18 protein-coding genes and 1 pseudogene are annotated in these 23,857 nt (G+C 68.8%); 9 read left to right on the forward strand and 10 right to left on the reverse strand.

Annotation, left to right across the window (positions count from 1 at the left end):
- Nucleotides 1–12: 12 nt before the first annotated feature.
- Together E2F46_RS16245 and E2F46_RS16250 are read right to left on the reverse strand one after the other, a co-directional pair.
- Entirely contained in the window at nt 13–1,137 is a 1,125-nt protein-coding gene (locus tag E2F46_RS16245) for an anhydro-N-acetylmuramic acid kinase (protein WP_133323633.1), read from the reverse strand.
- Between the two features lie 111 nt (nt 1,138–1,248).
- Nucleotides 1,249–2,736, reverse strand: a complete 1,488-nt coding sequence (locus E2F46_RS16250; RefSeq protein ID WP_133323634.1) for a M23 family metallopeptidase — start codon at nt 2,734–2,736, stop codon at nt 1,249–1,251.
- 177 nt (nt 2,737–2,913) lie between these two features.
- On the opposite strand from E2F46_RS16250, the gene tyrS reads away from it, so the two are divergent.
- Together tyrS and E2F46_RS16260 are read left to right on the forward strand one after the other, a co-directional pair.
- The gene (gene tyrS, locus E2F46_RS16255; RefSeq protein WP_133323635.1) at nt 2,914–4,134 is read left to right on the forward strand and encodes a tyrosine--tRNA ligase; all 1,221 of its coding nucleotides are present in this window, start codon (nt 2,914–2,916) and stop codon (nt 4,132–4,134) included.
- A 1,114-nt stretch (nt 4,135–5,248) separates the two neighbouring features.
- Entirely contained in the window at nt 5,249–5,746 is a 498-nt protein-coding gene (locus E2F46_RS16260; RefSeq protein ID WP_133323636.1) for an MgtC/SapB family protein, read from the forward strand.
- A 3-nt stretch (nt 5,747–5,749) separates the two neighbouring features.
- Here the strand turns inward: E2F46_RS16260 and E2F46_RS16265 are convergent, their stop codons facing one another.
- From E2F46_RS16265 to E2F46_RS16275, 3 genes are all read right to left on the reverse strand, one after another.
- Nucleotides 5,750–6,151 (reverse strand): MAPEG family protein, encoded by a 402-nt coding sequence (locus E2F46_RS16265; RefSeq protein ID WP_133323637.1) that lies wholly within the window; start codon nt 6,149–6,151, stop codon nt 5,750–5,752.
- Between the two features lie 361 nt (nt 6,152–6,512).
- A complete protein-coding gene (locus E2F46_RS16270) occupies nt 6,513–8,210 on the reverse strand; it encodes a M28 family metallopeptidase (protein WP_133323638.1) in 1,698 nt (565 codons plus the stop codon).
- Nucleotides 8,211–8,305: 95 nt separating this feature from the next.
- Nucleotides 8,306–8,983, reverse strand: coding sequence for a DUF4097 family beta strand repeat-containing protein (locus E2F46_RS16275; RefSeq protein ID WP_133323639.1), 678 nt, complete (start codon nt 8,981–8,983; stop codon nt 8,306–8,308).
- A 161-nt stretch (nt 8,984–9,144) separates the two neighbouring features.
- Between E2F46_RS16275 and gpmI the strand changes: the two genes are divergently transcribed.
- The 3 genes and pseudogenes from gpmI to E2F46_RS16290 form a co-directional block, all read left to right on the forward strand.
- A complete protein-coding gene (gene gpmI / locus E2F46_RS16280) occupies nt 9,145–10,656 on the forward strand; it encodes a 2,3-bisphosphoglycerate-independent phosphoglycerate mutase (RefSeq protein WP_243720488.1) in 1,512 nt (503 codons plus the stop codon).
- Nucleotides 10,653–11,897: a murein hydrolase activator EnvC family protein gene (locus E2F46_RS16285; protein WP_243720489.1), complete on the forward strand. Its 1,245-nt coding sequence runs from the start codon at nt 10,653–10,655 to the stop codon at nt 11,895–11,897. Before gpmI ends, E2F46_RS16285 begins: the two co-directional genes overlap by 4 nt.
- A gap of 574 nt (nt 11,898–12,471) precedes the next feature.
- Nucleotides 12,472–14,005: pseudogene (locus E2F46_RS16290) on the forward strand (S41 family peptidase); the annotation flags it as partial.
- On the opposite strand, the gene crcB reads toward E2F46_RS16290, so the two are convergent.
- The 4 genes from crcB to E2F46_RS16310 form a co-directional block, all read right to left on the reverse strand.
- Nucleotides 13,887–14,294: a fluoride efflux transporter CrcB gene (gene crcB, locus E2F46_RS16295; protein ID WP_243720491.1), complete on the reverse strand. Its 408-nt coding sequence runs from the start codon at nt 14,292–14,294 to the stop codon at nt 13,887–13,889. The pseudogene E2F46_RS16290 and the gene crcB overlap by 119 nt on opposite strands.
- 40 nt (nt 14,295–14,334) lie before the next feature.
- Nucleotides 14,335–14,679 (reverse strand): hypothetical protein, encoded by a 345-nt coding sequence (locus E2F46_RS16300; protein ID WP_133323642.1) that lies wholly within the window; start codon nt 14,677–14,679, stop codon nt 14,335–14,337.
- Between the two features lie 17 nt (nt 14,680–14,696).
- A complete protein-coding gene (locus E2F46_RS16305) occupies nt 14,697–15,017 on the reverse strand; it encodes a DUF1820 family protein (RefSeq protein ID WP_133323643.1) in 321 nt (106 codons plus the stop codon).
- 145 nt (nt 15,018–15,162) lie between these two features.
- A complete protein-coding gene (locus E2F46_RS16310) occupies nt 15,163–15,852 on the reverse strand; it encodes a rhomboid family intramembrane serine protease (RefSeq protein WP_133323644.1) in 690 nt (229 codons plus the stop codon).
- 210 nt (nt 15,853–16,062) lie between these two features.
- Between E2F46_RS16310 and E2F46_RS16315 the strand changes: the two genes are divergently transcribed.
- The gene (locus E2F46_RS16315) at nt 16,063–17,409 is read left to right on the forward strand and encodes an OmpP1/FadL family transporter (protein WP_165967505.1); all 1,347 of its coding nucleotides are present in this window, start codon (nt 16,063–16,065) and stop codon (nt 17,407–17,409) included.
- A gap of 72 nt (nt 17,410–17,481) precedes the next feature.
- Here the strand turns inward: E2F46_RS16315 and putA are convergent, their stop codons facing one another.
- Nucleotides 17,482–20,784: a bifunctional proline dehydrogenase/L-glutamate gamma-semialdehyde dehydrogenase PutA gene (gene putA / locus E2F46_RS17750; RefSeq protein WP_425599847.1), complete on the reverse strand. Its 3,303-nt coding sequence runs from the start codon at nt 20,782–20,784 to the stop codon at nt 17,482–17,484.
- 283 nt (nt 20,785–21,067) lie between these two features.
- On the opposite strand from putA, the gene coxB reads away from it, so the two are divergent.
- The 3 genes from coxB to E2F46_RS17810 are packed head-to-tail and all read left to right on the forward strand — an operon-like array spanning nt 21,068 to nt 23,807.
- The gene (gene coxB, locus E2F46_RS16335) at nt 21,068–21,994 is read left to right on the forward strand and encodes a cytochrome c oxidase subunit II (RefSeq protein ID WP_133323646.1); all 927 of its coding nucleotides are present in this window, start codon (nt 21,068–21,070) and stop codon (nt 21,992–21,994) included.
- A 24-nt stretch (nt 21,995–22,018) separates the two neighbouring features.
- Complete coding sequence (gene ctaD, locus E2F46_RS16340) at nt 22,019–23,644, forward strand: cytochrome c oxidase subunit I (protein WP_133323647.1); 1,626 nt, start codon at nt 22,019–22,021, stop codon at nt 23,642–23,644.
- Nucleotides 23,645–23,672: 28 nt separating this feature from the next.
- Complete coding sequence (locus E2F46_RS17810) at nt 23,673–23,807, forward strand: hypothetical protein (RefSeq protein ID WP_279512691.1); 135 nt, start codon at nt 23,673–23,675, stop codon at nt 23,805–23,807.
- The last annotated feature ends 50 nt before the right edge of the window (nt 23,808–23,857 follow it).

Consider the following 23,857-nt stretch of genomic DNA (forward strand, 5'->3'; position numbering starts at 1 on the left):
TTTGCCGGCTAACTAAGATTTGTCGGCTGCTTCCACAGCATAAACCCCACCCAACACCCTGACCGCATCCGCCCCCGTCACGCTCGGCACATTCCCCGGCAATCCCAGCAGCGTTTGCCGCGCGAGCCACGCGAAGCCCATCGCTTCCACGAAATCAGGATCGATGTCGTGCGCGGCCGTGGATTCCACGCTGCATTCCGGCAGTGCGTCGGCCAGCGCTTTCATCAACCGCGAATTGTGCACACCGCCGCCGCAGGCGATCACACGCTTCGTCCCCGGCTGAGTGGTGCGCAATGCATCGGCAATGGTGCGCACGGTCAGTGCGAGCAAGGTGGCCTGCACGTCGGCCGGTGATTCGCAGCCGGTGAACTTCGCCGAGACCCAGGGCAGGTGGAACTGGTCGCGGCCGGTGGACTTGGGCGGGGGCGTGGCCAACCACGGGTCGTCGAGCAGGCGGCTGAGCAGGGCGTCGTCCACCTTGCCTTCGCGGGCGAAGGCGCCGTCGCGGTCGAAGGCTTCGCCGCGGTGGCGCAGGCACCAGGCGTCCATCAGGCCGTTGGCGGGGCCGGTGTCGAAGCCGCGCACGTCGCCCTGTGCCGGCAGCAAGGTGAGGTTGGCGATGCCGCCGAGGTTGAGCACGGCGCGGTCTTCGTCGGCAGAGTACAGCAGGGCGGCGTGCAGGCCGGGCAGCAGCGGGGCGCCATGGCCGCCGGCCGCCACGTCGCGGCGGCGGAAGTCGGCGACGGTGGTGATGCCGGTGCACTCGGCAATGGTGTTGGGGTCGCCGAGTTGCAGGGTGAAGGGGTGCGGGCCGTGCGGGCGGTGGCGCAGGGTCTGGCCGTGCGAGCCGAGGGCGGCGACGTCGCGGGCGTCGGTGCCGCTGTCGGCCAGCGCCTGCAGCGCGGCATCGGCGAAGGCGCGGGCGATGCGCACGTCCAGTTCGCCGATGTCGTCGAGGGTCAGTTTTGCCGATTGCTGGCCCAGCTCGACCAGGCGCGTGCGCAGGTCGGGTTGCCAGGGATAGGTGCGGCCGAAGACGAGTTGCGCGTGGCCGTCGTTGAAGCGGACCAGGGCGGCATCGATGCCGTCGGCGCTGGTGCCGGAGATCAGGCCGAGGAAGAGGTTGGAATCGGGCATGCCCCGGATTCTAGGGCAGGGGGGTGCGGATGGGACTCCGGAGGGTGCGCGGAGGGTGGGTTGCCCCCATCCCGGCCTTCCCCCGTGAACGGGGGAAGGGGCAAAGTGTCATCAGCCGCGCTTGTCGGGGGCGGCGTCTGCGGCGGCGACCTGGGTGTCTTCTTCGGTCGGCTGCGCGGGCACGGTGGCGTAGATGATGTCTTCCAGCTCGCGGATGCGTTGCAGCGCGGGCGCGGTCTGCTGGCGGAACTGGGCCAGCATGGGGCCGCTCAGCGGTTCCGGCGGCGGCATGGTGTGCTGCAGCGGGTTGCGGTGCACGCCGTTGATGCGGAATTCGTAGTGCAGGTGCGGGCCGGTGGACATACCGGTGGAGCCCACGTAGCCGATCACCTGGCCCTGTTTTACCGACTGGCCGCGGCGCAGGCCGGCGATGCGGGACATGTGCGCGTATAGCGTGGTGTAGCCGCGGCCGTGGTCGAGCACCACGGTGTTGCCGTAGCCGCCCTGCCAGCCGGCCGAGACCACGCGGGCGTCGCCGGCGGCCATGATCGGCGTGCCGGTGCGGGCGGCGTAGTCCACGCCCTTGTGCATGCGCATGGTGCCCAGCACCGGGTGGCGGCGCGCGCCGAAGCGTGAGCTGAGGCGCGCGTACTGGATCGGGCTGCGGATGAAGCTCTTCTTCAGCGGCCGGCCTTCGGCGGTGAAGTACTCGGCCTTGCCGTCGCGCTCGAAGCGCACGGCGGTGAACGGCTTGCCCTTGGCGGTGAACACCGCGGCGGCCACGTCGCCGGTGCGGATCAGTTCGCCCTCGCGCCAGTGCTGTTCCACCACCACGCTGAAGCGGTCGTTGGCGGTGACGTCCTTCGAGAAGTCGATGTCGTACTGGAAGATGTCGTCGGTCAGCTTGTTGATCGTGGCGCCGCTGAGGCCCTGTTTGCGCGCGGCATGGAACAGCGAGCGGCCGACGGTGCCGGTGATGACGGCGGTGCGTACTTCGATGGGGCGTTCGATGACGCGCTCCACCACGTTGTCGCCGTCCAGCGACAGCACCACGCGCTGGGATTCGTTGCGGTCGTAGCGCAGGGCGCGCAGGGTGCCGTCCTGGCCGAGGTCGAAGCCGAGCATCGCTCCGGGGCGCAGGCGGGTCAGGGCCTGCTTGTCCTGCGTGGCGTCCAGCAGCTTCTGCAGCGTGGCGGCGGGGATGCCCTCGGCCTCGAAGATCGCGCCCAGGGTCTGGCCCGATTCCACGGTCACCATGTGCCAGCTCTCGGCGGGCTGCCGTGCGGTGGCGGCCTTGGACAGCGGCGGCAGCGGCAGCGCCATGGTGGTCAGCTGCGGCGGCGCCAGGTCGATCTCGGGCATGGCGTTGGAGAAGCCGGGCACCATCGCCACCACCAGCGCGCCCAGCGTGGCGAACAGGCTGGCGTGCGCCCAGTCGCGCCGCGTCCAGCGGCCGTTGAAGGAGAACCGCTGCGCGGCGACGTCGGAGGGATCGACGTGGGCGCCTTCGTTGGCGGTGTTCCGGGCCGCGGCACGCAGGTTGCCTTGGCGGACGAGGTCGTTTTTCTGCCTGTCCGTCGGCAAGTCCGGGTGCGTCATGTTGGGGTCCAGATGGCGTGACGGGCGCGTTGAGGCGGTACCATAAGCACGTGAACTGGTGGCGTCAAATCCTTGAGCCGATTGGCTTTTTCGGATCAGGACCGGTTAACGTTTGTTTAATCCTTTCTTGAGAAAGGGCTCACACTCCCACCGTGCCCTCTACCCGCCCATTCAGTCATGACCCAACCCACGCCCGCTTCCGACGCCTTCGACCTGATCGCCCGCGGCGCCGATGAAATCCTCAAGCGCGAGGACCTGGCCGCGCGGCTGGCCGGCGGACGCCCGCTGCGGGTCAAGGCCGGGTTCGATCCCACTGCGCCCGACCTGCACCTGGGCCACACGGTGCTGCTGAACAAGATGCGGCAGTTCCAGGACCTGGGCCACCAGGTGATCTTCCTGATCGGCGACTTCACCGGGATGATCGGCGACCCGTCCGGCAAGAACGCCACGCGCAAGCCGTTGACCCGCGAGGACGTGCTGGCCAACGCCGACACTTACGCCGAGCAGGTGTTCAAGGTGCTGGACCGCGAGAAGACCGAGGTCCGGTTCAACAGCGAATGGTTCGGCAGGATGTCGGCCGCCGACATGATCCGCCTGGCCGGCCAGCACACCGTGGCGCGCATGCTGGAGCGCGACGACTTCGCAAAGCGCTATGCGGCGCAGCAATCGATCGCCATCCACGAGTTCCTCTACCCGATGGTGCAGGGCTACGACTCGGTCGCGCTGCAGTCCGACGTGGAACTCGGCGGCACCGACCAGAAGTTCAACCTGCTGATGGGTCGTGGCCTGCAGGAACACCACGGGCAGACGCCGCAGGTGGTGCTGACCATGCCGCTGCTGGAAGGCCTGGATGGCGTGAACAAGATGAGCAAGTCGCTGGGCAACTACATCGGCATCGCCGAGCCCGCGATCGACATCGTCAACAAGACGATGAAGATCGGCGATGAGTTGATGTGGAAGTGGATCGACCTGCTGAGCTTCGGGATTTCCATCGACGAAGCCAAGCGGCTGAAGGCCGACGTGGCCGCGGGCCTCAACCCGCGCGACATCAAGCTGCGCCTGGCGCGTGAACTCGCCACGCGTTTCCACGACGCGACTGCCGCCGAGACCGCCATCGCCGGCTGGCACGCGGCGGTGACCGGGCAGGGCGACACCTCGCTGCTGCCGCTGCAGGACGTGGCCATTCCGTCCGAAGGCATCCGCATCGCCGCATTGCTGACGGCGGCGGGCATCACGCCCTCCAACTCCGAAGCCAACCGCAAGCTCAAGGAGCGCGCGGTGAAGGTGGATGGCGTGGTCGTTGAAGATGCCAATGCCGTGTTCGCGCCGGGCTTCGAGGCAGTGCTGCAGGTGGGCAAGCGGAATTTCGCGCGGGTACGGTTGGTGGCGGCGGGCTGAGGGTACAGCGGTCACGCCCGCGAATGCGGTGGGGATTGGTTCGGCCGAAGGCGGGAAGCACCGGTCATCCATGGACGATGTTCTTGCTGTGTGTTGCGTCGGGCGGCAGTAGCCTCAAAGGCTTCCGCCTTTCGGCGGGTTACTTTTCTTTGCTGGCCCAAAGAAAAGTAACCAAAAGAAATGGCCTTCCCCGACGAAGCAAACGTTTCGATTTGGGCTCGACGGGATTTTTCGACAGGACATCCCTGTCCTGGTCGAAAAACGGCCGGCTTGTCCGCTGCGCGACCAAGTCCAGCCCGCGCTTGCGGCGCGGGCGTTCGCCAATGCGCGCGCCAGTGGCGCGCAAGCGTGCATCGGCTCACCCATGCCGGCCGCCCTCCGGGTCTTTCAGCATGGCCGCTCCTGGACTCATATCAGAAGCCAGATGTTCGCCGTACCAGCGAAGCGAGTTTCAACCGCCGAAAGGTGGTCAAGCCGGGACCCAGCGCCCTTGCGCCTGCGCATGGGCCTGCAGTACGACTCCATGACGCTCGGCTCGCTCCAAATTGAGGATTTCATTGCTCTTCTGGTGGACTGCCGCGGCAAATTCCGGGCCCGCAGGGCGCCGCACACGGATGTGCGGCGTTTTCCGACCGACCCGCGCCAAACATCTCCCACGGGCTTGAGGTGGATGAACGCGTCGCGACGCGCGACGGTATCAACTCAACAAGAAAGCTGCTCTATGGCGAGTAGGAAAATCCCGACGCACGCTCCGACCAATCGTTAGCTCCGTCGGGGAAGGCTTATTTCTTTGGTTCGTTTCTTTTGACTCGCGCTGAGCGCGCTCGCCCTTCGGGCCGGCTTCGCCGTTCGCATGCGGTTCGCGCATGCAGTGGGCCAGCAAAAAGAAATGAACCCGTGTGCGAAAGCGCGCGGAAGCTTTTGCTTTAGCTGTTGTTCCCTACAGGAAGTTGTCCATGGCTCCCCGCATGGCCGGCTGCGCCGTTCGCGTCGCGGTTGCTGTGATGACGAGACTGGTTCCGAAGATGCGTCGATGTCGGCGACACAGGTGATCCGGCCAACGTGCATGCGCGCCATCACCCGCCCATGACACCCGCCACCCCACGCTCCGCCCATGGACCCCGGCATCACCCAGCAACTCGACGTCGTCGCCAGCATGGCGGTGGCCATGCTGCTCGGCGGTTTGATCGGCTACGAGCGCGAGCTCAAGCGTCGCCCTGCCGGGTTCCGCACGCACATGCTGGTCGCGGGCGCCTCCGCGCTGCTGGTCGGCATCGGGCAGCTCTCGGTCGGCACGCATGGCGCGCAAGCCCCGAACGAAATCCTGCAGGTCGACCCGCTGCGCCTGGTGGAGGCGGTGATCGCGGGCGTGGCCTTCATCGGCGCGGGCACGATCTTCGGCGAGAGCCGGCGCGGGGGCGAGACGATTTCCGGCATCACCACCGCGGCATCGCTGCTGGTCGTCGCGGTGATCGGCGTCGCGGCGGGACTGGACTACTACCTGACCGCCGTCTCGGCGACGGGGTTGGCGCTGTTCGTACTGGTGGCGCTGTCGTGGTGGGAGCGGCGCTACCGGCCGCGGATGCTCGACAGCGACGAGCGCACGCGCTGAGGTTCAGCCGGTGATGCGCAACGCAGCCAGCGCCAGGAGAGCCAGCACGCACAGGTAGCCGCCCAGCCAGACCAGGCTGCGTGCCATCGCCACGTCGGCGACGTACAGCACGCCGTGCAGCACGCGCAGCACGATGAAGGCAACGGCCAGCAGGGCAATGCGCCCGTGGTCGACGCCGGCGAGTTGCGCCAGCACCACGCCCGCGGCAAACGGCGCGAAGGCTTCGAAGGCATTGAGGTGCGCACCGTGCGCGCGCTGCACCTTGTAGTTGCCGTCCTGCTTGGCCAGCCACGCGCGCGGATTGCGGTTGTTGTAGTTGGGGCCCGATCCCTTGGCGATGACGATCCACACGTACGGCAGGATGGCGGCGATCAGCACGCACCAGTAGGCGGTGGCAAGGGTCATGGCGGTGTCTTCCCGGATGGTGCGCGTAGCGTACTGCAGGCGGGGTCGCTGCGTTGGCCCCCACCCCGACCCTCCCCTGCAGGCGGGGGAGGGGGCAAGGGCGGGCTTCATGCTGATGTCGCCGCGCGGCGGGCCTGCCTTGCCGGCTTCCCGAGTTCCTGTGTCCGGTGCTGGCTGGCGCAGGCGAAAGCCCTGCTTCGCCGTGGTGACGATCGTGTTGGCGACAGGATTTCGGCGCATCGCGCACTGCCCCCTCCCCCGCTTGCGGGGGAGGGGTGGGGTGGGGGGCGAGCCGCGACGCAAACGAGAACGGCGCCCGAAGGCGCCGTTCCGTGTCATCGGTACCGATGCAGACGCAGCGTCACTGCACCTCGGCGCGCATCGCGTCGCGGGCGGCCTTGAACGGATTGCCCTGGTACCAGTTCGGCCAGCGGTCGCTGGTGGCGAGGTCGCTGCCGACGAGGTACTTCAGCTGCAGGTCCTCGACGATGCCGTCCCAGCGCCAGCCGTCGTGGATCTGGTCGCTGGGCTGGTGGTAGCGGCGGCCGTAGTCCTCGCTGGCGGCCTTGCCGGCGGCGGTGCCGCCCTCGAGCAGGTCGTAGCCACCCTTGGCGTACAACGCGGGCACGCCGGCCTTGGCGAAGTTGAAGTGGTCGGAGCGGAAGTAGAAGCCGCCCGCCGGGTTGCCTTCCTCCACCAGCACGCGCTGTTGCGCATCGGCGTGCACCTTCAGCATGTCCTCCAGCTCGGAGCTGCCCAGGCCATTGACCACGATGTCGCGAGAGCGGCCGGCGACGCTCATCGCGTCGAGGTTGATGGCGGCCACCGTGCGCTCCAGCGGGAACGACGGCTGCGCGACGTAGAACTTCGAACCCAGCAGGCCCGACTCCTCCAGCGTCACCGCCAGGAACACCACCGAACGCTCGGGACGCTCGCCGTTGGCGAACTGCTCGGCGATCTCGATGATGCCGGCCACGCCGGTGGCGTTGTCCACGGCGCCGTTGTAGATCATGTCCACGCCGGCTTCGGGGTCATGCCCTTCGTGTTTGCCCAGGTGGTCCCAGTGCGCGAGGTAGATGATGGTTTCCTCGGGGCGCGTTGTGCCGGGCAGGTAGCCGATGACGTTGCGCGACGAGCCTTCGGTGACCGTGCTCTGCAGGTCGAACGACGCCTTGGCCTGCAGCGGCACCGCCTTGAACCCGCGCTGGTTGGCGGCGGCGTACATCTCATCCAGGTCGAGGCCGGAGTCGGCGAACAGCTGGCGTGCGACTTCGCCGGTGATCCAGCCCTGCGCCGGCAGGCGCGGTTCCGGATCGTCTTCGGTGCGCAGGTCGAACTGGGCGCCCGACCAGGAGTTCTTCACCACGTCCCAGCCGTAGGACGCGCCTTCGGTGTCGTGGATGATGAGGGCGGCGGCGGCGCCCTTGCGCGCGGCTTCCTCGAACTTGTAGGTCCAGCGGCCGTAGTACGTCATGCGGTTGCCGTCGAACAGTGCATCGTCCTTGGCGTGGAAGCCCGGGTCGTTGACGAACATGACGACCGTCTTGCCGGTGACGTCGATGCCGGCGTAGTCGTTCCAGTCCTGCTCCGGCGCATCCACGCCATAGCCGACGAACACCAGGTCGCTGTCGGCGACATTCACCTCGGCCTGCCCGGTGCGGGTGCCGAGCACGAAGTCGGTGCCGAAGGCCAGGTCGCGGGCGTTGCCGTTGCTGTCGATGCGCAGGACAGTCGATTCGTCCGCGGTGGTCTCGACCATCGGCACGGTCTGGTAATACGAGCCGTTCTCGCCACCCGGCTCCAGGCCGATGCGCTCGAACTGCGCGCGGATGTACTCGACGGTCTTCTCGCCGCCGGGCGAACCGGGGGCGCGGCCTTCGAAGTCGTCCGACGACAGGGCTTCGACCATCACCCGGAAGTCGTCGGCGTTGATCTCGGGGCTGAAGGTGTGTTCGCCGGCCGGCGCGGGCGCGGCATCGGCCGTCGTCGGCGTGGGTTCGCGGCTGCAGGCAGCCAGCAGCACGCTGCCGACGCACAGAAGGAGAAGGGATGAACGCATTCCATGGGCTCCAGGACTCGCAGAACCCGTGATTCTACGCGGTTGCGGCAGCGCCTGCCCCGGCGCCGGAGGCCGCTTCCGGCGGTGGTTCGCGCTCAGTCGGCGGGCGCGCGCGGGCCGGAATAGGGCACGGCGGTGGCGCCGGTCACCGCGCCGATGCGGGCGCTCTCGTGCACGTACAGCGCGACCTCGCGCTCGAACACCAGCTGGCCTTCCACCACTGCATCGGGGCCGATGATCACGCGCGGCGCGCGGCGCGAGCTGCCGATCGAGAACGGCAGCCAGGTCGAGGACGGCTTGCTGATCTTCAGGTCGCCGCCCACGCGCGAGCCGATGCCGACGGTGACATCGCCCGACACGGTCTCGACGTTGCCGGCCACCGCCGTCGCCACCAGGCCGATCGCACCGTTGACCGTCTTGACGTTGCCGTCCACGGTGCCGCCGCGGTCGACGAAGATGCTGCCGTTCACCGTCTCGACGTTGCCGCCGATGCGGGCGCGGCTGCCCATGCGGATGCTGCCGTTGACGGTGCCCAGGCTGCCGGCTTCGACATCGTCGTCGCCGCGGATGCTGCCATTGACCGTATCGGCATCCCCCGCGCGGCTGCCGGCCTGCAGGCGGATGCTGCCGTTGACCGTACTGAGTTCGCCGTACTGCTGCCCGGATTCGGCGGTGATGCTGCCGTTGACCTTGCTGATGTCCTCGCCATCGGCGAAGGCCGGTGAGGCGGCGAGCAGGAGCGACAGGGCGATGGCAGGTGCGATACGTGGCATGGAGACCTCGGCGTGCGGAGTTGCCGGCGTCATGATGGCGCCGTTGCAGATAGCTTGCGACAGCTTGGCTACAATCGCACCTGTCATACGTCACTGGGCCATTCGTCGTGCCGAACGCCGCCCCGCAAGCCCCTGCCGCCGGCCGTCGGCCGAAGCCCGTCGTGCTGCTGATCCTCGATGGCTGGGGCCATCGCGACGACCCGCGCGACAACGCCATCGCGCTGGCCGACGTGCCCAACTGGCGCCGGCTGCTGGCCGAGCATCCGAGCACACTGATCCACACCGAAGGCCGCTTCGTCGGCCTGCCGGACGGGCAGATGGGCAATTCCGAAGTCGGGCACATGAACATCGGCGCCGGCCGCATCGTCTACCAGGACCTGACCCGCATCGACGCGGCGATCGAGGACGGCAGTTTCTTCGACAACGCCGAGTTGAATGCGGCCTGCGATGCGGTGCTCGCCGGCGGCGGTACCCTGCACATCTTCGGTTTGCTTTCCCCCGGCGGCGTGCACAGCCATGAGGCGCACATCTTCGCGATGCTCGATCTCGCCGCGAAGCGCGGCGTGCCGCGTGTCGCCGTGCATGCGTTCCTCGATGGCCGCGACATGCCGCCGCGTTCGGCCGAGCCCAGCCTGCGCGCGCTGCAGGCCAGATGCGACACGCTGGGCAACGCCCACATCGCCAGTGTGTCCGGGCGTTACTACGCGATGGACCGTGACAAGCGCTGGGAGCGCGTGCGCCGGGCCTGGGATGCCATCGTCGAGGCGTTGGGCGATGCGCCGGATGCGTTGTCGGCGCTGCAGGCAGCCTATGCGCGCGGCGAGAACGACGAGTTCGTCGCGCCCACCGCGCTGGCCGGTGCGCGCCCGATGCGCGACGGCGATGCCGTGGTGTTCATGAACTTCCGCGCCGACCGCGCGCGCCAGCTGAGCGCGGCGTTCGTGTCGCCCGCGTTCGACGGCTTCGGCGAGGGCGTGCGCAAACCCGTGCCGTCGCGCTACGTGTGCCTGACCGAGTACGACGCCAGCCTGCCGGCACCGGTCGCGTTCGCGCCGGACAACCTGGCCAACACCCTGGGCGAGGTGCTGGGTGCACACGGGTTGACCCAGCTGCGCATCGCCGAAACCGAGAAATACGCGCACGTCACTTTCTTCCTCAGCGGCGGGCGCGAAGCCGAGTACACCGGCGAGCAGCGCATCCTGGTGCCCAGCCCCAAGGTCGCCACCTACGACCTGCAGCCGGAGATGAGCGCGCCGGAAGTCTGCGCGCGGCTGGTGCAGGCGGTGGAGGACGAACGCTTCGACGTGATCCTGTGCAACTTCGCCAACCCCGACATGGTCGGCCACACCGGCGTGCTGTCGGCGGCGATCACTGCGGTGGAAACCGTGGACAAGGCGGTGGGCGAGATCGTCGCCGCGGTGCGCGCGAAGGGCGGCGAACTGCTGGTCACCGCCGACCACGGCAACTGCGAAATGATGCGCGACCCGACGACCGGCGAGCCACATACCTCGCACACGGTGGGGCCGGTGGACCTGGTGTACGTGGGCAGCCGCGATGCGGCGCTGCGCGGCGGCGGTGCATTGCGCGACCTGGCGCCGACCATCCTCGACCTGCTGGGCCTGCCCAAGCCCGCCGAGATGACCGGCGACACGCTGCTGGTCGCGAAGGAATGACCCAGCGCCTGCGCGCGCCGATGGCCTGGGCGTCGGCGTTGCTGCTGGCCGCCGGCCTGATGGCGGCGCCGGGGGCACAATCGCAACAGAACAGCCGCGATGCCGAGCGCCGGCTGGAGAACGTGCGCAAGGAACTGCGCGAGGTCGCCAGCGAACGGCGGCGACTGGAGGGCCAGCGCGGCGAGGCCGCGCGCGCGCTGCGGCAAAGCGACGAGCAGGTGGCGGCATCGGCGCGCGAACTGCGCGACGTGGAGGCGCGGATCGCGCAGGAACAGGCCGCATTATCGGAGTTGCAGGCCAGGCGCGCCGAGGCGGAAACCACGATGGCGGCGCAGCGCGAGGAATTGCGTGCGCTGCTGCGCGCCAGCTACGCCGTGGGCGATGCCGCGCCCTTGAAGCTGCTGCTGTCGCAGGACAGCGCGGCCGACGCCGGCCGCACCCTGGCCTACCACGGCTACCTGCAGCGCCATCGCGGCGAACGCATCGCCACGTTGCGTGCGGAACTGACCGCGCTGGCCGACATGGAACGCGAGATCGGCGAGCGCACCGCCGCGCTCGAAGCGTCGCGCAGCGAGCAGCGCACCCGCCTCGCCACGCTGGAGCGCGACCGCCGCGAGCGCAACGCCGCCGTTGCCGACCTGGACAAGCGTTACCGCGACCGCGGTGCACGCGAACAGGCGCTCGGGCGCGACGCGAAATCACTCGAACAACTGCTGGCGCGGTTGCGCGCCGCCGCCGCACGGGCAGAAGCCGAGCGCCGCGCCGCCGCCAACCGCCAGGCGCAGCCGCGCACGCCTGCACGCGCCCCGGCACGCAATGCGCCGGCGCGCCCGGCGGTCGCCAGCGCCGCGCCGGCGCAGGTCGGCGGGCTGGGCTGGCCCCTATCGGGCAGCCTGCTGGCGAACTATGGCGCGCGCCTGCCCGATGGCCGCAGCAGCAACGGCATCCTGATCGGCGCGCCCACCGGCACCCAGGTGCGGGCCGTCGCCGACGGCACCGTGGTGTTCGCCGAATGGATGACCGGCTACGGCATGTTCCTGATCATCGACCACGGCAATGGCCACATGAGCCTTTACGGCCACAACGAGGCCTTGCTCAAGAAGCCCGGCGACCGCGTTGCGCGCGGCGATGCCGTGGCCACCGTCGGCAACTCCGGCGGACAGGGCCGCCCCGGCCTGTATTTCGAACTGCGCCGCAACGGCCAGCCGGTCAATCCGAACACCTGGTTGCAGCGCCGCTGACGCATCAGGACGTTGAGGCACCGGGTGCGGAAGGAAGAAGGCGATCAAGAAAGTTCTTCCCCCGATCGGGCAGAAGGCGCGCATGCGCGGGCGCGCAGGTGCGACGCCACCGCAAGTCGCGGCCCGATATCCGCTTGGTTGCGGTGGCGTCGGACCTGCGCTGGACAGATCCTCGCGCGTCCGGCAAAGGCGAAGCGGCGCTGTCATTGCCTTGGCTTTCCGTCCAGCCGACGGAGCGAGTGGGGGCGCCTGCCGGGGCCATGCCGACCAAGCGGATATCGGGCCGCGACTCCGCGTGGCCCCGGTCGTCCTCGGCAACCCGGACCGGGGGGAAGGCCGGTCGAGACGCCTCTCCCTGCCTTCCCCCGTTAACGAAACCTGCACCCTCCTCCCCATAATGGATGAACCCGCGTCCGCCGGCGCGGTCCGACCATTGCGCCCACCGCCGGAGTCCTGCATGTCCCATCGCCTGCTGCCGCTCGCCATCGCCGCCCTGCTGCTGCCGCTGTCGCTGCAGCCGGCCGCGCTGGCGCAGACGTCGCCTGCGGAAACCGGACTGCAGGCGCAGGAGGCCATGCAGTCCCCGGTCGGGCAGGAAGAAGCAGTGCCCGCAACGACCGATGACGCGCCGCCCGCGGATGCGCCGCCCGCCGGGGAAGGCGTCGATGACGCCGGCGTCGAAAATGATGCGCAGGACGAACCCGCACAGGACGCATCTGGTGCGGATGCCGTCGCGATGCCCGGGGAAGACAGCGCGCTGCCGCCGGCACTGGCCGCGTCCACCCGCGTACCGCTGGAAGAGATCCGCCGCTATGTGGCCGTGTTCAACGCGATCCGCGTCGGCTACGTGGACACGGTGGAGGACCGCAAGCTGATGGACTCCGCGATCCGCGGCCTGCTGCTCGACCTCGATCCGCACAGTGCCTACCTCGATGCCGATGCCGCCACCGCGTTCGAGGAAGGCGCGACCGGCGCCTACGACGGCATCGGCGTGGAAGTGATGCAGCTGCCCGATGGCAAGGTGCGCGTGATCGCGCCGATCGACGACACGCCCGCGCAGAAGGCGGGCATCCGCGCCGGCGACACCATCACGGCGGTCGATGGCCGTGAGTTGACCCCCGCCGACAACGAGGGCGATGGCCCGCTGCGTGGCCCGCCCGGCAGCAGCTCGGTCCTGACCGTGCTGCGCGAGGGCGCGGCGGAGCCGCTGCAGATCACCGTGCAGCGCGAGACCATCCGCGTCACCAGCGTGCGCGGACGGATGCTGGAGCCGGGCCATGGCTACATCCGCATCGCCACCTTCCAGGCCGACACCGCGGACGATTTCGAACGCGTGCTGCAACGCCTGCATGGCGAAGCCGGTGGGCGGCTGTCCGGGCTGGTGATCGACCTGCGCAGCAACCCGGGTGGCCTGCTGACCGCCGCGGTGCGCGTAGCCGACGACCTGCTGGACAGCGGCGTGATCGTGAGCACGCGCGGGCGGCTGCAGGTCAGCGACACCGAATTCAACGCCACTGCCGGCGACCTGATGCATGGCGCGCCGATCGTGGTGATCGTCGATGCCGGCTCGGCCAGTGCCTCCGAAGTGCTGGCAGGCGCGCTGGGCGACCACGGCCGCGCGCGCATCGTCGGCAGCCGCAGCTTCGGCAAGGGCTCGGTGCAGACCTTGATGCCGCTGGGCAACGGCGACGCGGTCAAGCTGACCACCGCGCGCTACTACACGCCCAATGGTCGCTCGATCCAGGCCCGTGGCATCGACCCGGACGTGGTGCTGGTTCCCGAAGATGCCGAAGGCGGTGCCAGTGGCCGCAGCGCCTACACGGAAGCCACCTTGCCCGGCCACCTGCGCGGCGATGCAGAAGGCGAGGTGGGCCCGGGCGACGTGTTGCCCGGCGAAGGCCCGGTACAGGCTGCGTTGGCGGAGTTGAAGAAGCCGGCCAGCACGGCGTCTGCCACCACCGCGCAGGACTGAGCCAGGCGCCCGGCGCGTCAGCCCTGTGCCGCGCCGGGTGCCACCAGCCACACCCCCAGCAGTACGGCGGCGATCCCGAGCAACACGCTACCGCCAACGTAGCCCGAGGCCAGCAGCCACTCCCCGCGCCGCAGCAGGTATGCGGTTTCCACGCCGAACGCCGAGAAGGTGGTGAACCCGCCCAGCAGGCCGACCATCAGCAACAGCCGCGTGTCCGCATCGAACCACGCGTGTCGCTCCGCCAGCCCGGCCAGCAGTCCGGCCAGGAGACAGCCGGTGAGGTTCACCGCGAACGTGCCCCACGGGAACTTCGGCATCCCCGCCGCCTGCATCGTCCATACCGACATCATGTAACGCGCAACCGACCCCGCGGTGCCGCCCGCTGCGACCAGCAGCAGTGCATGGAACGAGAATGGCGTGGTCACCGTTGCGCTCCAATGGCGATGGCGTCGCACGTCGTGCGCACTAGTCGTACCAGAATCCGTCTTGCGCAAGCCAGCGGCAGAACGCCGCGCTGGCCGACCTGCCTTCCGGCGATTCGGCGCCATGCCTCGAGCGCTCGGCCAAGGCTTGTTGCCGAAGGGCGTGGCCATGGATGACCTTCAAGCCGTTGGCCACGCCGTACTCGAATTCCCCATCAAGTTCACCGCGCTCGATGCGTTCACCCAACCACGCGGCCGCGCGGGAAGCCGCAGGTTTGTCGAGATCCGACTCAAGGATGCGCATGTCGGGCGCGATGTCGCTGGCAAGCCCGGTGCAAACGTCGGGCACCTGGGCGGCGACCAGCGCGGATGCGATGGTCAGGGCCACGTGCCCGGCCACGCCCATCAGCGCGGCTTCGCCGGCAGCGGGAATGGCGTCACCACCTTCTCGCCGGATTCGGCATCGCGGATCGCGGACTGCCCCTTCTTCTCCACCTCCTCCACGCGCAGCACCGCCTGCATCGGCAGGTGCAGGGCGCGGGTGTTGCCGAACTCGTCGCGCAGGCGTTCCTCGGTGGGATCGACGACGATGCCGTCGTGCACGTCGAACACCAGGTCGGCGACTTCGATGAATCCCCACAGCCGGCCGCTGTCCACGCGCTGCGCGTACAGCTCGTAGACCTTGCCGTGGTTGAGGAAGGTGACTTTGTAGAGCGTCTTGGCCATGCCGCGATTATAGGGAGCCGGTGCCTGCGCACCATCAAGGCCTGCAATGCACGGATGCGGTGCCACGCGTCGGGACGACGGCGGTGACGGGGGCTTGCCTGCCGGACCTGGGGTGCGCGGCGTTGGTTCGCCACGCGCGTGCCGCTCAATAGCCCTTGAGCTTGCGCAACCGTCTTGCGATGGCTTGCCGGGACAGGATGGCGAACAGTCCGCCGAACGCGAACCCGGCCACGTGCGCGGCCCAGGCCACGGCGCCGAACGCGGGGCCGATGTAGGCGAACACCACCTGCAGCACCGCCCACACGCCGATCAGCAGCGAGGCGGGCGCGCGCACGAATTCGAGGAACAGGCCCAGCGGCACCACCACGCCCAGCCGCGCCTGCGGGAACAGCGCGAGGTAGGCGCCGATCAGCGCCGACACCGCGCCGCTGGCGCCGATCACCAGCCGGTCCGGCGCGCCGATGGCGAACACCGCCACCAGGTTGGCGAACGCGCCGCCCAGCAAGAACAGCGCCAGCAGCCGCCATGCGCCCATCACCCGCTCCGCGGGCAGGCCGAAGATCAGCAGGAACACCAGGTTGCCCAGCAGGTGCGCCCAGTCGGCATGCAGGAACAGCGCGCTGAACAGGCGCAGCCAGTGGCCGGGATCGGTCCAGCCTTGCAGGCCCGCCATGCCCGGGTTGCCTGCCAGCGCGCCCCATTCCAGCAACAGCTGAGCCTGCGAATCGTCCGGCCGCGTCGCGGCCCACACCCATGCCGCCCACAGCAGCGCGACCAGCATCGGCGTGGCCCAGCGCAGCGTGGAGCGGTGTCGGGTGGGGATGGAAACGAACATGGCCAGGCCGGTCTGGGCGTGGCCTACCTTAACGCGTGCAGCGCAGGGTGGTGTGCGACGCAGTGCGCAGCCGTCGACATGACCACACGGGACGGTACGGTATAGTGCGCGCGCGTCGCGGTCGGGAGGGGAGTCCTCGGCGGCGACGGCGGGCCTTCGGGCCTCGCCGTCGGCGCGATGCGGCACCCTGTCATTGGAGAGACATACGCAATGCATCACTTCCCCCGCAACTCCCGCCATTCGCTCCTGGCCCTCGCCGTCACCGGTGCGCTGGTGTTCGCTTCGAATGCACACGCCGCAGGTTTCCAGCTGAAGGAAAACAGCGTGCGCTCGATGGGCAGTGCCTTCGCCGGCACCGCCGCCAAGACCGGCGACTCGTCCGTCGTCGCCAACAACCCCGCGGTGATGACGCAGTTCGAAGGCAACACCTTCCAGATCGACGTCACCGCGATCGACCTCAGCTACGAATTCGAAGGCACGGCCACCGATGCCTTCGGCCGCCCCATGACGGGCAGCAACGGCGGCGACGCCGGCGGGCTGACGCCGGTGCCGGCGATGTCCTACATCCGTAAGTTCGACAACGGACTGGCGTTCGGCGCCATGGTCAGCGCGCCGTTCGGCCTGAAGACCGAATACGAGGATGGCTGGGTGGGTCGCTACTTCGCGCACACCTCCGACGTGCGCATCGTCGACCTCACGCTGTCGGGCGCGATCGACCTGAGCGACCGCTTTTCGGTAGGCATCGGCCTGATCGCTTCGCGCGCGGACGTGACCCTGTCGCGTTCGATCGACTTCGGCACGCTGCTGTATTCCAACCCGGCGACGCGACCGCTGCCGTTCGCGCAGCCGCAGGCCGCCGACGGTTTCGTCTCGGTCGAAGGTGCCGAGAACGGCTTCGGCTGGCTGGTCGGCATGCACTTCCGCCCGACCGACAACGTTGCGCTGGGCGTGAGCTACCGCTCCGAGATCGACTACGAACTCACGGGAACGGCCGACTGGACCGTTCCGGGCAACGTCGCCGCCGTGTTCGGCAGCAGCCCGGCCACGGCCGCGCTGTTCCAGGATGGCAACGTCACCGCCGACCTGACCACCCCGTCGATCCTGCAGGTCGGCGCGACCTGGCAGGCGACCGACCGCTTCGCGGTGATGGGCAGCTGGGCGCGCACGGGCTGGGAGTCGCTGCGCGAGGTGCGCATCCGGTTCGAGAACCCGGACCCGGACGCGGTGGAACCGTTCGACTGGAAGAACACCAACTTCTACTCGCTGGGCGCCGAGTTCAAGCTCAACGATGCCTGGACGCTGCGCGGCGGCGTGGCCTACGACGAGACCCCGACCAGCATCGAGCACCGCACCCCGCGCCTGCCCGACGACGACCGCACCTGGTATTCGATCGGTGCCACCTGGCAGGCCAGCGACGCACTGGACATCAACTTCGGCTTCACCCACATCAAGCCGGATGATCCGAGGATCGACATCACCGAGGGCGGCACCCGCATCGCCGGCCCGTACAGCGGCAGCGCCAATCTCTATGGCGTCTCGGCGCAGTACCGCTTCTGACCGAAGCTGTCGGTGCCAACGAAAAAGCCCCGCATCCGCGGGGCTCTTTCGTTTTGGACCGTGCGTGAGTCGTCAGTCGCCCAGCGTCAGCAGCGAGGCGTTGCCGCCAGCGGCGGTGGTGTTGATGGTCACCGTCTTCTCGGTGGCGAAGCGCGGCAGGTAGTGCGGGCCGCCGGCCTTGGGGCCGGTGCCGGACAGGTTCTGCCCGCCGAAGGGCTGCACGCCGACCACCGCGCCGATCTGGTTGCGGTTGACGTACACGTTGCCCACCTTCGCGCGCTGCACGATGCGCTCGACGGTTTCGTCGATGCGCGAGTGGATGCCCAGCGTCAACCCGTAGCCGGTGGCGTTGATGGCATCGACCACGGCGTCCAGCTCGTCGGCCTTCCAGCGGATCACGTGCAGCGCCGGACCGAAGTTCTCGCGGGTAAGCTGCGACAGCGACTGCAGCTCCCACGCGCGCGGCAGGAAGAAGGTGCCGTGGGCGATGCCGTCGTTCGACGGCGCGGTGGCGATGGGTTTGGCGATGGCGGCCATCTTCGCGGCGTGGTCGTCGAGCAGCTCGAGCGCATCGCCATCGATCACCGGGCCGACGTCGGTCGACAGCAGGCCGGGGTCGCCGACGCTGAGTTCGGCCATCGCGCCGGCGATCATGTCGACGACCTTGTCGGCGATGTCGTCCTGCACGAACAGCACGCGCGCCGCCGAGCAGCGCTGGCCGGCGGAAGTGAATGCCGAGGCGAGCGCATCCTTGACCAGCTGTTCCGGCAGCGAGGAAGAGTCCGCGATCAGCGCGTTCTGGCCGCCGGTCTCGGCGATCAGCACGCCGATGGCGGCATCGCGTGCGGCCAGCGCACGATTGATCGCGCGCGCGGTGTCGGTGGAGCCGGTGAAGGCAACGCCGGCGACGCGCGGATCCTTGGTCAGTGCGGCGCCGACGGTGGCGCCGTCGCCGGGCAGGAACTGCAGCACGGCTTCGGGAATGCCGGCTTCGTGCAGCAGTTTCACCGCGGCATGGGCGACCAGGTTGGTCTGCTCGGCGGGCTTCGCGATCACGCTGTTGCCTGCGGCCAGTGCCGCGGCGACCTGTCCTGCGAAGATCGCCAGCGGGAAGTTCCACGGGCTGATGCAGACGAACACGCCGCGGCCGCAGAGTTGCAGCGCGTTGGACTCGCCGGTCGGGCCGGGCAGCGGATGCGGCACGAAATCGGTGCGCGCCTGCGCGGCGTAATAGCGCAGGAAATCCACCGCTTCGCGCACTTCGGCGACGCCGTCCGGGATCGTCTTGCCGGCCTCCTTCGTGCACAGCGCGATGTACTGCGGCATGCGTTGCTCCAGCAGGTCGGCGGCGTGCTCGAGGATCGCGGCGCGCGAGGCGGCGGGCGTGGCGTCCCACGCCGGCTGCGCGGCGACCGCGTTCTGCAGCGCCTTCTCCACGGTGGCGCTGTCGGCGGCCTTCCACTGGCCGACGCGTTGGCGACGGTCGGCGGGATTGGTGACGGCGATGTCGGGCCCGCCGAGGGTGGCGCCCGGCACCAGGGGTTCGGCGCGCCAGTCGGCGGTGGCCGCGGCGACCTGTTCGGCGAGCGTGCGCAACTGGTCGTCGTTGGCGAGGTTGATGCCCATGGAATTGTTCCTGTCGGAGCCTTGGCTGCGGTACAGATCGACCGGCAGCGGGATGCGGGGATGCGGGATGGCCTCGAAGCCGGCCACGACGTCGACCGGGTCGCGCACCAGGTCGTCGATGGACACGTCCTCGTCGCTGATGCGGTTGACGAAGCTGGAGTTGGCGCCGTTCTCCAGCAGGCGCCGCACCAGGTACGGCAGCAGGTCTTCGTGCGAACCGACCGGGGCGTACACGCGGCAGGGCACGTCCAGGCGGTCGGTGGGGATCACCTCGGCATAGAGGTCGTCGCCCATGCCGTGGAGTTTCTGGAATTCAAACGCATGCGCTTGCGTTTGCTCCCTCCCCCGTTCACGGGGGAGGGTTGGGGTGGGGGCAGCCCCAGCAGCATCGCGGCCCGACTCGCCCCCATCCCCGACCCTTCCCCCGTGGACGGGGGAAGGGGGCAGTGCCGCGGGGGAAGGAAGCAACGCCCCCGCCATCCGATGGATCGCCGCGATCGTCTGCGCGTTGTGGGTGGCGAACATCGGGTAGATCGCGTCGGTGTTCGACAACAGCTTCGCCGCGTTGGCCAGGTAGCTGACGTCGGTGTTGGGTTTGCGCGTGAACACCGGATACACCGGGTGGCCGTCGACCTGCGCGCGCTTGACCTCGCTGTCCCAGTAGGCGCCCTTGACCAGCCGCACCGGGATGCGGCGGCCGTGGCGGCGGGCGAGGTCGGCGATCCAGTCGATCACCAGCGGCGCGCGCTTCTGGTAGGCCTGCACCACGATGCCGAAACCGTTCCAGCCGGCCAGCGATGCGTCGTTCCACGCGGCCTCGATCACGTCCAGCGACAGTTCGAGCCGGTCGGATTCCTCGGCATCGATGGTCAGGCCGATGTGGTAGTCCTTGGCCTGGCGTGCCAGCTGGTTGAGGCGCGGCGCCAGTTCGGCCAGCACGCGGGCGCGCTTGGCGTGTTCGTAGCGCGGGTGCAGCGCCGACAGCTTGACCGAGATCGACGGCGCGGTGATTTCATCGCTGAAGGGGCCGGTGCGTCCGATGGCGTCGATCGCGTCGCTGTAGGCCTTGAGGTAGCGGTCGGCGTCGCGCTGGGTCAGCGCGGCCTCGCCCAGCATGTCGAACGAGTAGCGGTAGGCGGCGTTGCCGCCCTTGCGGCTGCGCGCCAGCGCTTCGGAAATCGTGCGGCCCATGACGAACTGGTGGCCCATGATCCGCATCGCCTGGCGCACGGCCAGGCGGATCACCGGCTCGCCGACGCGGCCGACCAGCCGCTTGAAGGCGTTGTGCACGTCGCGCTTGGTGTCGTCGGCCAGGTCCACCAGCCGTCCGGTCAGCATCAGGCCCCAGGTGGAGGCGTTGACCAGCACCGAATCGGACTGGCCCATGTGCCGCTTCCAGTCGGCCTCGCCCAGCTTGTCGCGGATCAGCTTGTCGGCGGTGTCCTGGTCCGGGATGCGCAGCAGCGCCTCCGCCACGCACATCAGCAACACGCCCTCCTCGCTGCCCAGGTCGTACTGGCGCATGAAGGCCTCGATGGCGCCCTGGTCGGCGGTGCGTGCGCGCACCCGGCGGACCAGATCGGTGGCCGTGGCGTGGATGGCCTCGCGGTCGGCTTGGCCCCAGCCCGGCGCCGGTTGCCGCGCCACGGCGAGCAAAGCGCCGACATGGGCGGCCTCATCGAGGCACCAGCCGGCGGTGATCGCGGCGCGCACCGGCGAGGGCGGCGAGGGCAGCTCGGACGACAGGATCGGGCTCAAGAGGGGCGTGCCATGCGTCTGGGAGCGCGAATTCTAGTCGTTCGCAGCGCCGGCCGGTGCCGCCGAACGGGCCGTGGAACCACGCGTTCGCGCCCGGCCTGATGGCTTCGGCTTGCCGCTGATCCCCGCGCCCCGCTACCATTTGCGGGTTTTCGCGCCCTCGTCCAGGCGGGTGCGCGGTCCGTTTTACCCGTTTCCATCCGGTCCGGCACGGTGCCGGTCAGTTCCGCTGGCGGCCATCCGGCCGCGACCGATGACAGTTGGGGTCTAGGCAATGATGCAGGCGCGTTTCTTGCGGTGGGGGATGGCGGTGGCGGCGTGCGCACCCCTGGCGGCACTGGCTCAATCGGCGGACCCGAAGCCGTGGCAGCTGAACATGGGCCGGGGCGTCACCACCTCCGCCCAGCACGCGTACGACGCCCACATGCTGGCCATGTGGATCTGTATCGCCATCGGCATCCTGGTGTTCGGTGCCATGGGCTACGCGATGTTCCGGTTCCGCCATTCCAAGGGCGCGGTGCCGGACACCAACTTCACCCACAGCACCAAGCTGGAAATCGTGTGGACCGTGGTGCCGATCATCCTGCTGGTGATCATGGCCGTGCCGGCCACCACCAAGCTGATCGCCATGTACGACACCCGCGATTCGGAAATGACCGTCAAGGTCACCGGCATCCAGTGGATGTGGAAGTACGAATACCTGGGCGAAGGCGTGGAGATCACCAGCCGGCTCGACCGCGAAAGCGACCGACTGCGCCAGAACCGTGACACCAGCCGCGCCGAACTGGACGCCCACGGCCACTACCTGCTGGACGTGGACAACGCGCTGGTGCTGCCCACCAACACCAAGGTGCGCTTCGTCATCACCGCCGACGACGTGATCCACTCCTGGTGGGTGCCCGCCCTGGGCTGGAAGCAGGACGCCATCCCGGGCCTGGTCAACGAGGCCTGGACCGAGATCCTGGAGCCGGGCGTGTACCGTGGCCAGTGCGCCGAGCTGTGCGGCAAGGACCACGGCTTCATGCCGATCGTCGTGCGCGCGCTGCCGCGCGACGAGTTCGATGCCTGGCTGGCCGCCGAGAAGGCAGGCAACGCCCCGGCCGATGCCGTGCCGGCTGCCCCCGCGGACGACGCGGCCGTGGATGCGGTCGACGCCACCGCGCAAGCCATTCCTGCCCCCGCCGCCACGCCGGCCGGCTGATCGCATTCCCGAGGTCGACAGTCCATGTCCACGCATACCGCCACCGCAGAACACCACCAGCCGACCGACGAACACGGCCACCAGCAGGGCTTCGTCGAGCGCTGGTTCTTCTCCACGAACCACAAGGACATCGGCACGCTGTACCTGCTGTTCTCGTTCGTGATGTTCATCATCGGCGCCGGCATGAGCGTGATCATCCGCGCCGAGCTGATGTCGCCGGGCCTGCAGCACGTCAGCCCGATGTTCTTCAACCAGATGACCACCATGCATGCGCTGGTGATGATCTTCGGCGGCGTCATGCCGGCCTTCGTGGGCCTGGCCAACTGGATGATCCCGCTGCAGATCGGCGCGCCGGACATGGCGCTGCCGCGCATGAACAACTGGTCGTTCTGGATCCTGCCGTTCGCCTTCACCATGCTGCTGATGACGCTGTTCCTGCCGGGCGGCGGCCCCGCCGGCGGCTGGACGCTGTATCCGCCGCTGTCGCTGCAGGGCGGCTACAACGTGGCCTTCGTCATCTTCGCCATCCACATGATGGGCATCAGCTCGATCATGGGCGCGATCAACGTGATCGCCACCATCCTCAACATGCGTGCCCCGGGCGTGGACCTGCTGAAGATGCCGATCTTCTGCTGGACCTGGCTGATCACCGCGTTCCTGCTGATCGCGGTGATGCCGGTGCTGGCCGGCGCGGTGACCATGCTGCTGACCGACAAGTTCTTCGCCACCAGCTTCTTCAACGCGGCCGGCGGCGGCGACCCGGTGATGTTCCAGCACATCTTCTGGTTCTTCGGGCACCCCGAGGTCTACATCATGATCCTGCCGGCGTTCGGCATCGTGTCGGAGATCATCCCGACCTTCAGCCGCAAGCCGCTGTTCGGTTACCAGGCGATGGTGTACGCCACCGCGTCGATCGCGTTCCTGTCGTTCATCGTGTGGGCGCACCACATGTTCACGGTGGGCATGCCGCTGGGCGGCGAGATCTACTTCATGTTCGCGACCATGCTGATCGCGATCCCCACCGGCGTGAAGGTGTTCAACTGGGTCAGCACCATGTGGCGCGGCTCGATCAGTTTCGAGTCGCCGATGCTGTGGTCGATCGCGTTCGTAATCCTGTTCACCATCGGCGGCTTCTCCGGACTGATGCTGGCCATCGTGCCGGCGGACTTCCAGTACCACGACACCTACTTCGTGGTCGCGCACTTCCACTACGTGCTGGTGACTGGCGCGCTGTTCGGCATCATCGCCGCGGTGTACTACTGGTGGCCGAAGTGGACCGGGCGCATGTACAACGAGTTCTGGGCCAAGGTGCACTTCTGGTGGACCATCGTGTTCGTGAACCTGCTGTTCTTCCCGCAGCACTTCCTGGGCCTGGCCGGCATGCCGCGCCGCATCCCGGACTACAACGTGGTGTTCGCGGACTGGAACCTGATCAGTTCGATCGGCGCGTTCGGCATGTTCGCCACGCCGTTCATGATGTTCGCGGTGCTGTACCACTCGCTGAAGCACGGCGCCCCGGCGCCGGCGCGCCCGTGGGAAGCCGCGCGCGGCCTGGAGTGGACCGTGCCGTCGCCGGCGCCGCACCACACCTTCGGCACGCCGCCGAAGATCCGCGACGGCGACCTCGCCCACGGCGACATCACGCATTGACGCGCAACCCTCTGAGACGATGCAGGCCATGACCCTCCCGCCACCGGATGCCGATGAGCTCGCCCTGCGCCGCAAGCGCGCGGTGCGCACGGCGGCGGTCGTGGGCGGCATTGCCATCGCGATCTACGTCGCCTTCATCCTGTCGGGGGTGATCGGCCGATGAGCGCGGGCAAGTTCGGTGTGTTCAAGCTGCTCGCCATCTCGGTGGGCGCG

The organism is Luteimonas aestuarii, assembly GCF_004357985.1.
Lineage (GTDB): Bacteria > Pseudomonadota > Gammaproteobacteria > Xanthomonadales > Xanthomonadaceae > Luteimonas > Luteimonas aestuarii.

Bases quoted from the DNA above. Each gene is read 5' to 3' on its own strand.
- E2F46_RS16260 (WP_133323636.1), top strand. From the start codon at position 5,249: ATGGACCCCGGCATCACCCAGCAACTCGACGTCGTCGCCAGCATGGCG.
- coxB (WP_133323646.1), top strand. From the start codon at position 21,068: ATGATGCAGGCGCGTTTCTTGCGGTGGGGGATGGCGGTGGCGGCGTGC.
- E2F46_RS16275 (WP_133323639.1), bottom strand. From the start codon at position 8,983: ATGCCACGTATCGCACCTGCCATCGCCCTGTCGCTCCTGCTCGCCGCC.
- tyrS (WP_133323635.1), top strand. From the start codon at position 2,914: ATGACCCAACCCACGCCCGCTTCCGACGCCTTCGACCTGATCGCCCGC.
- E2F46_RS16310 (WP_133323644.1), bottom strand. From the start codon at position 15,852: ATGTTCGTTTCCATCCCCACCCGACACCGCTCCACGCTGCGCTGGGCC.
- E2F46_RS16250 (WP_133323634.1), bottom strand. From the start codon at position 2,736: ATGACGCACCCGGACTTGCCGACGGACAGGCAGAAAAACGACCTCGTC.
- E2F46_RS16285 (WP_243720489.1), top strand. From the start codon at position 10,653: ATGACCCAGCGCCTGCGCGCGCCGATGGCCTGGGCGTCGGCGTTGCTG.
- E2F46_RS17810 (WP_279512691.1), top strand. From the start codon at position 23,673: ATGACCCTCCCGCCACCGGATGCCGATGAGCTCGCCCTGCGCCGCAAG.
- E2F46_RS16245 (WP_133323633.1), bottom strand. From the start codon at position 1,137: ATGCCCGATTCCAACCTCTTCCTCGGCCTGATCTCCGGCACCAGCGCC.
- E2F46_RS16265 (WP_133323637.1), bottom strand. From the start codon at position 6,151: ATGACCCTTGCCACCGCCTACTGGTGCGTGCTGATCGCCGCCATCCTG.
- E2F46_RS16305 (WP_133323643.1), bottom strand. From the start codon at position 15,017: ATGGCCAAGACGCTCTACAAAGTCACCTTCCTCAACCACGGCAAGGTC.
- E2F46_RS16315 (WP_165967505.1), top strand. From the start codon at position 16,063: ATGCATCACTTCCCCCGCAACTCCCGCCATTCGCTCCTGGCCCTCGCC.
- ctaD (WP_133323647.1), top strand. From the start codon at position 22,019: ATGTCCACGCATACCGCCACCGCAGAACACCACCAGCCGACCGACGAA.
- E2F46_RS16270 (WP_133323638.1), bottom strand. From the start codon at position 8,210: ATGCGTTCATCCCTTCTCCTTCTGTGCGTCGGCAGCGTGCTGCTGGCT.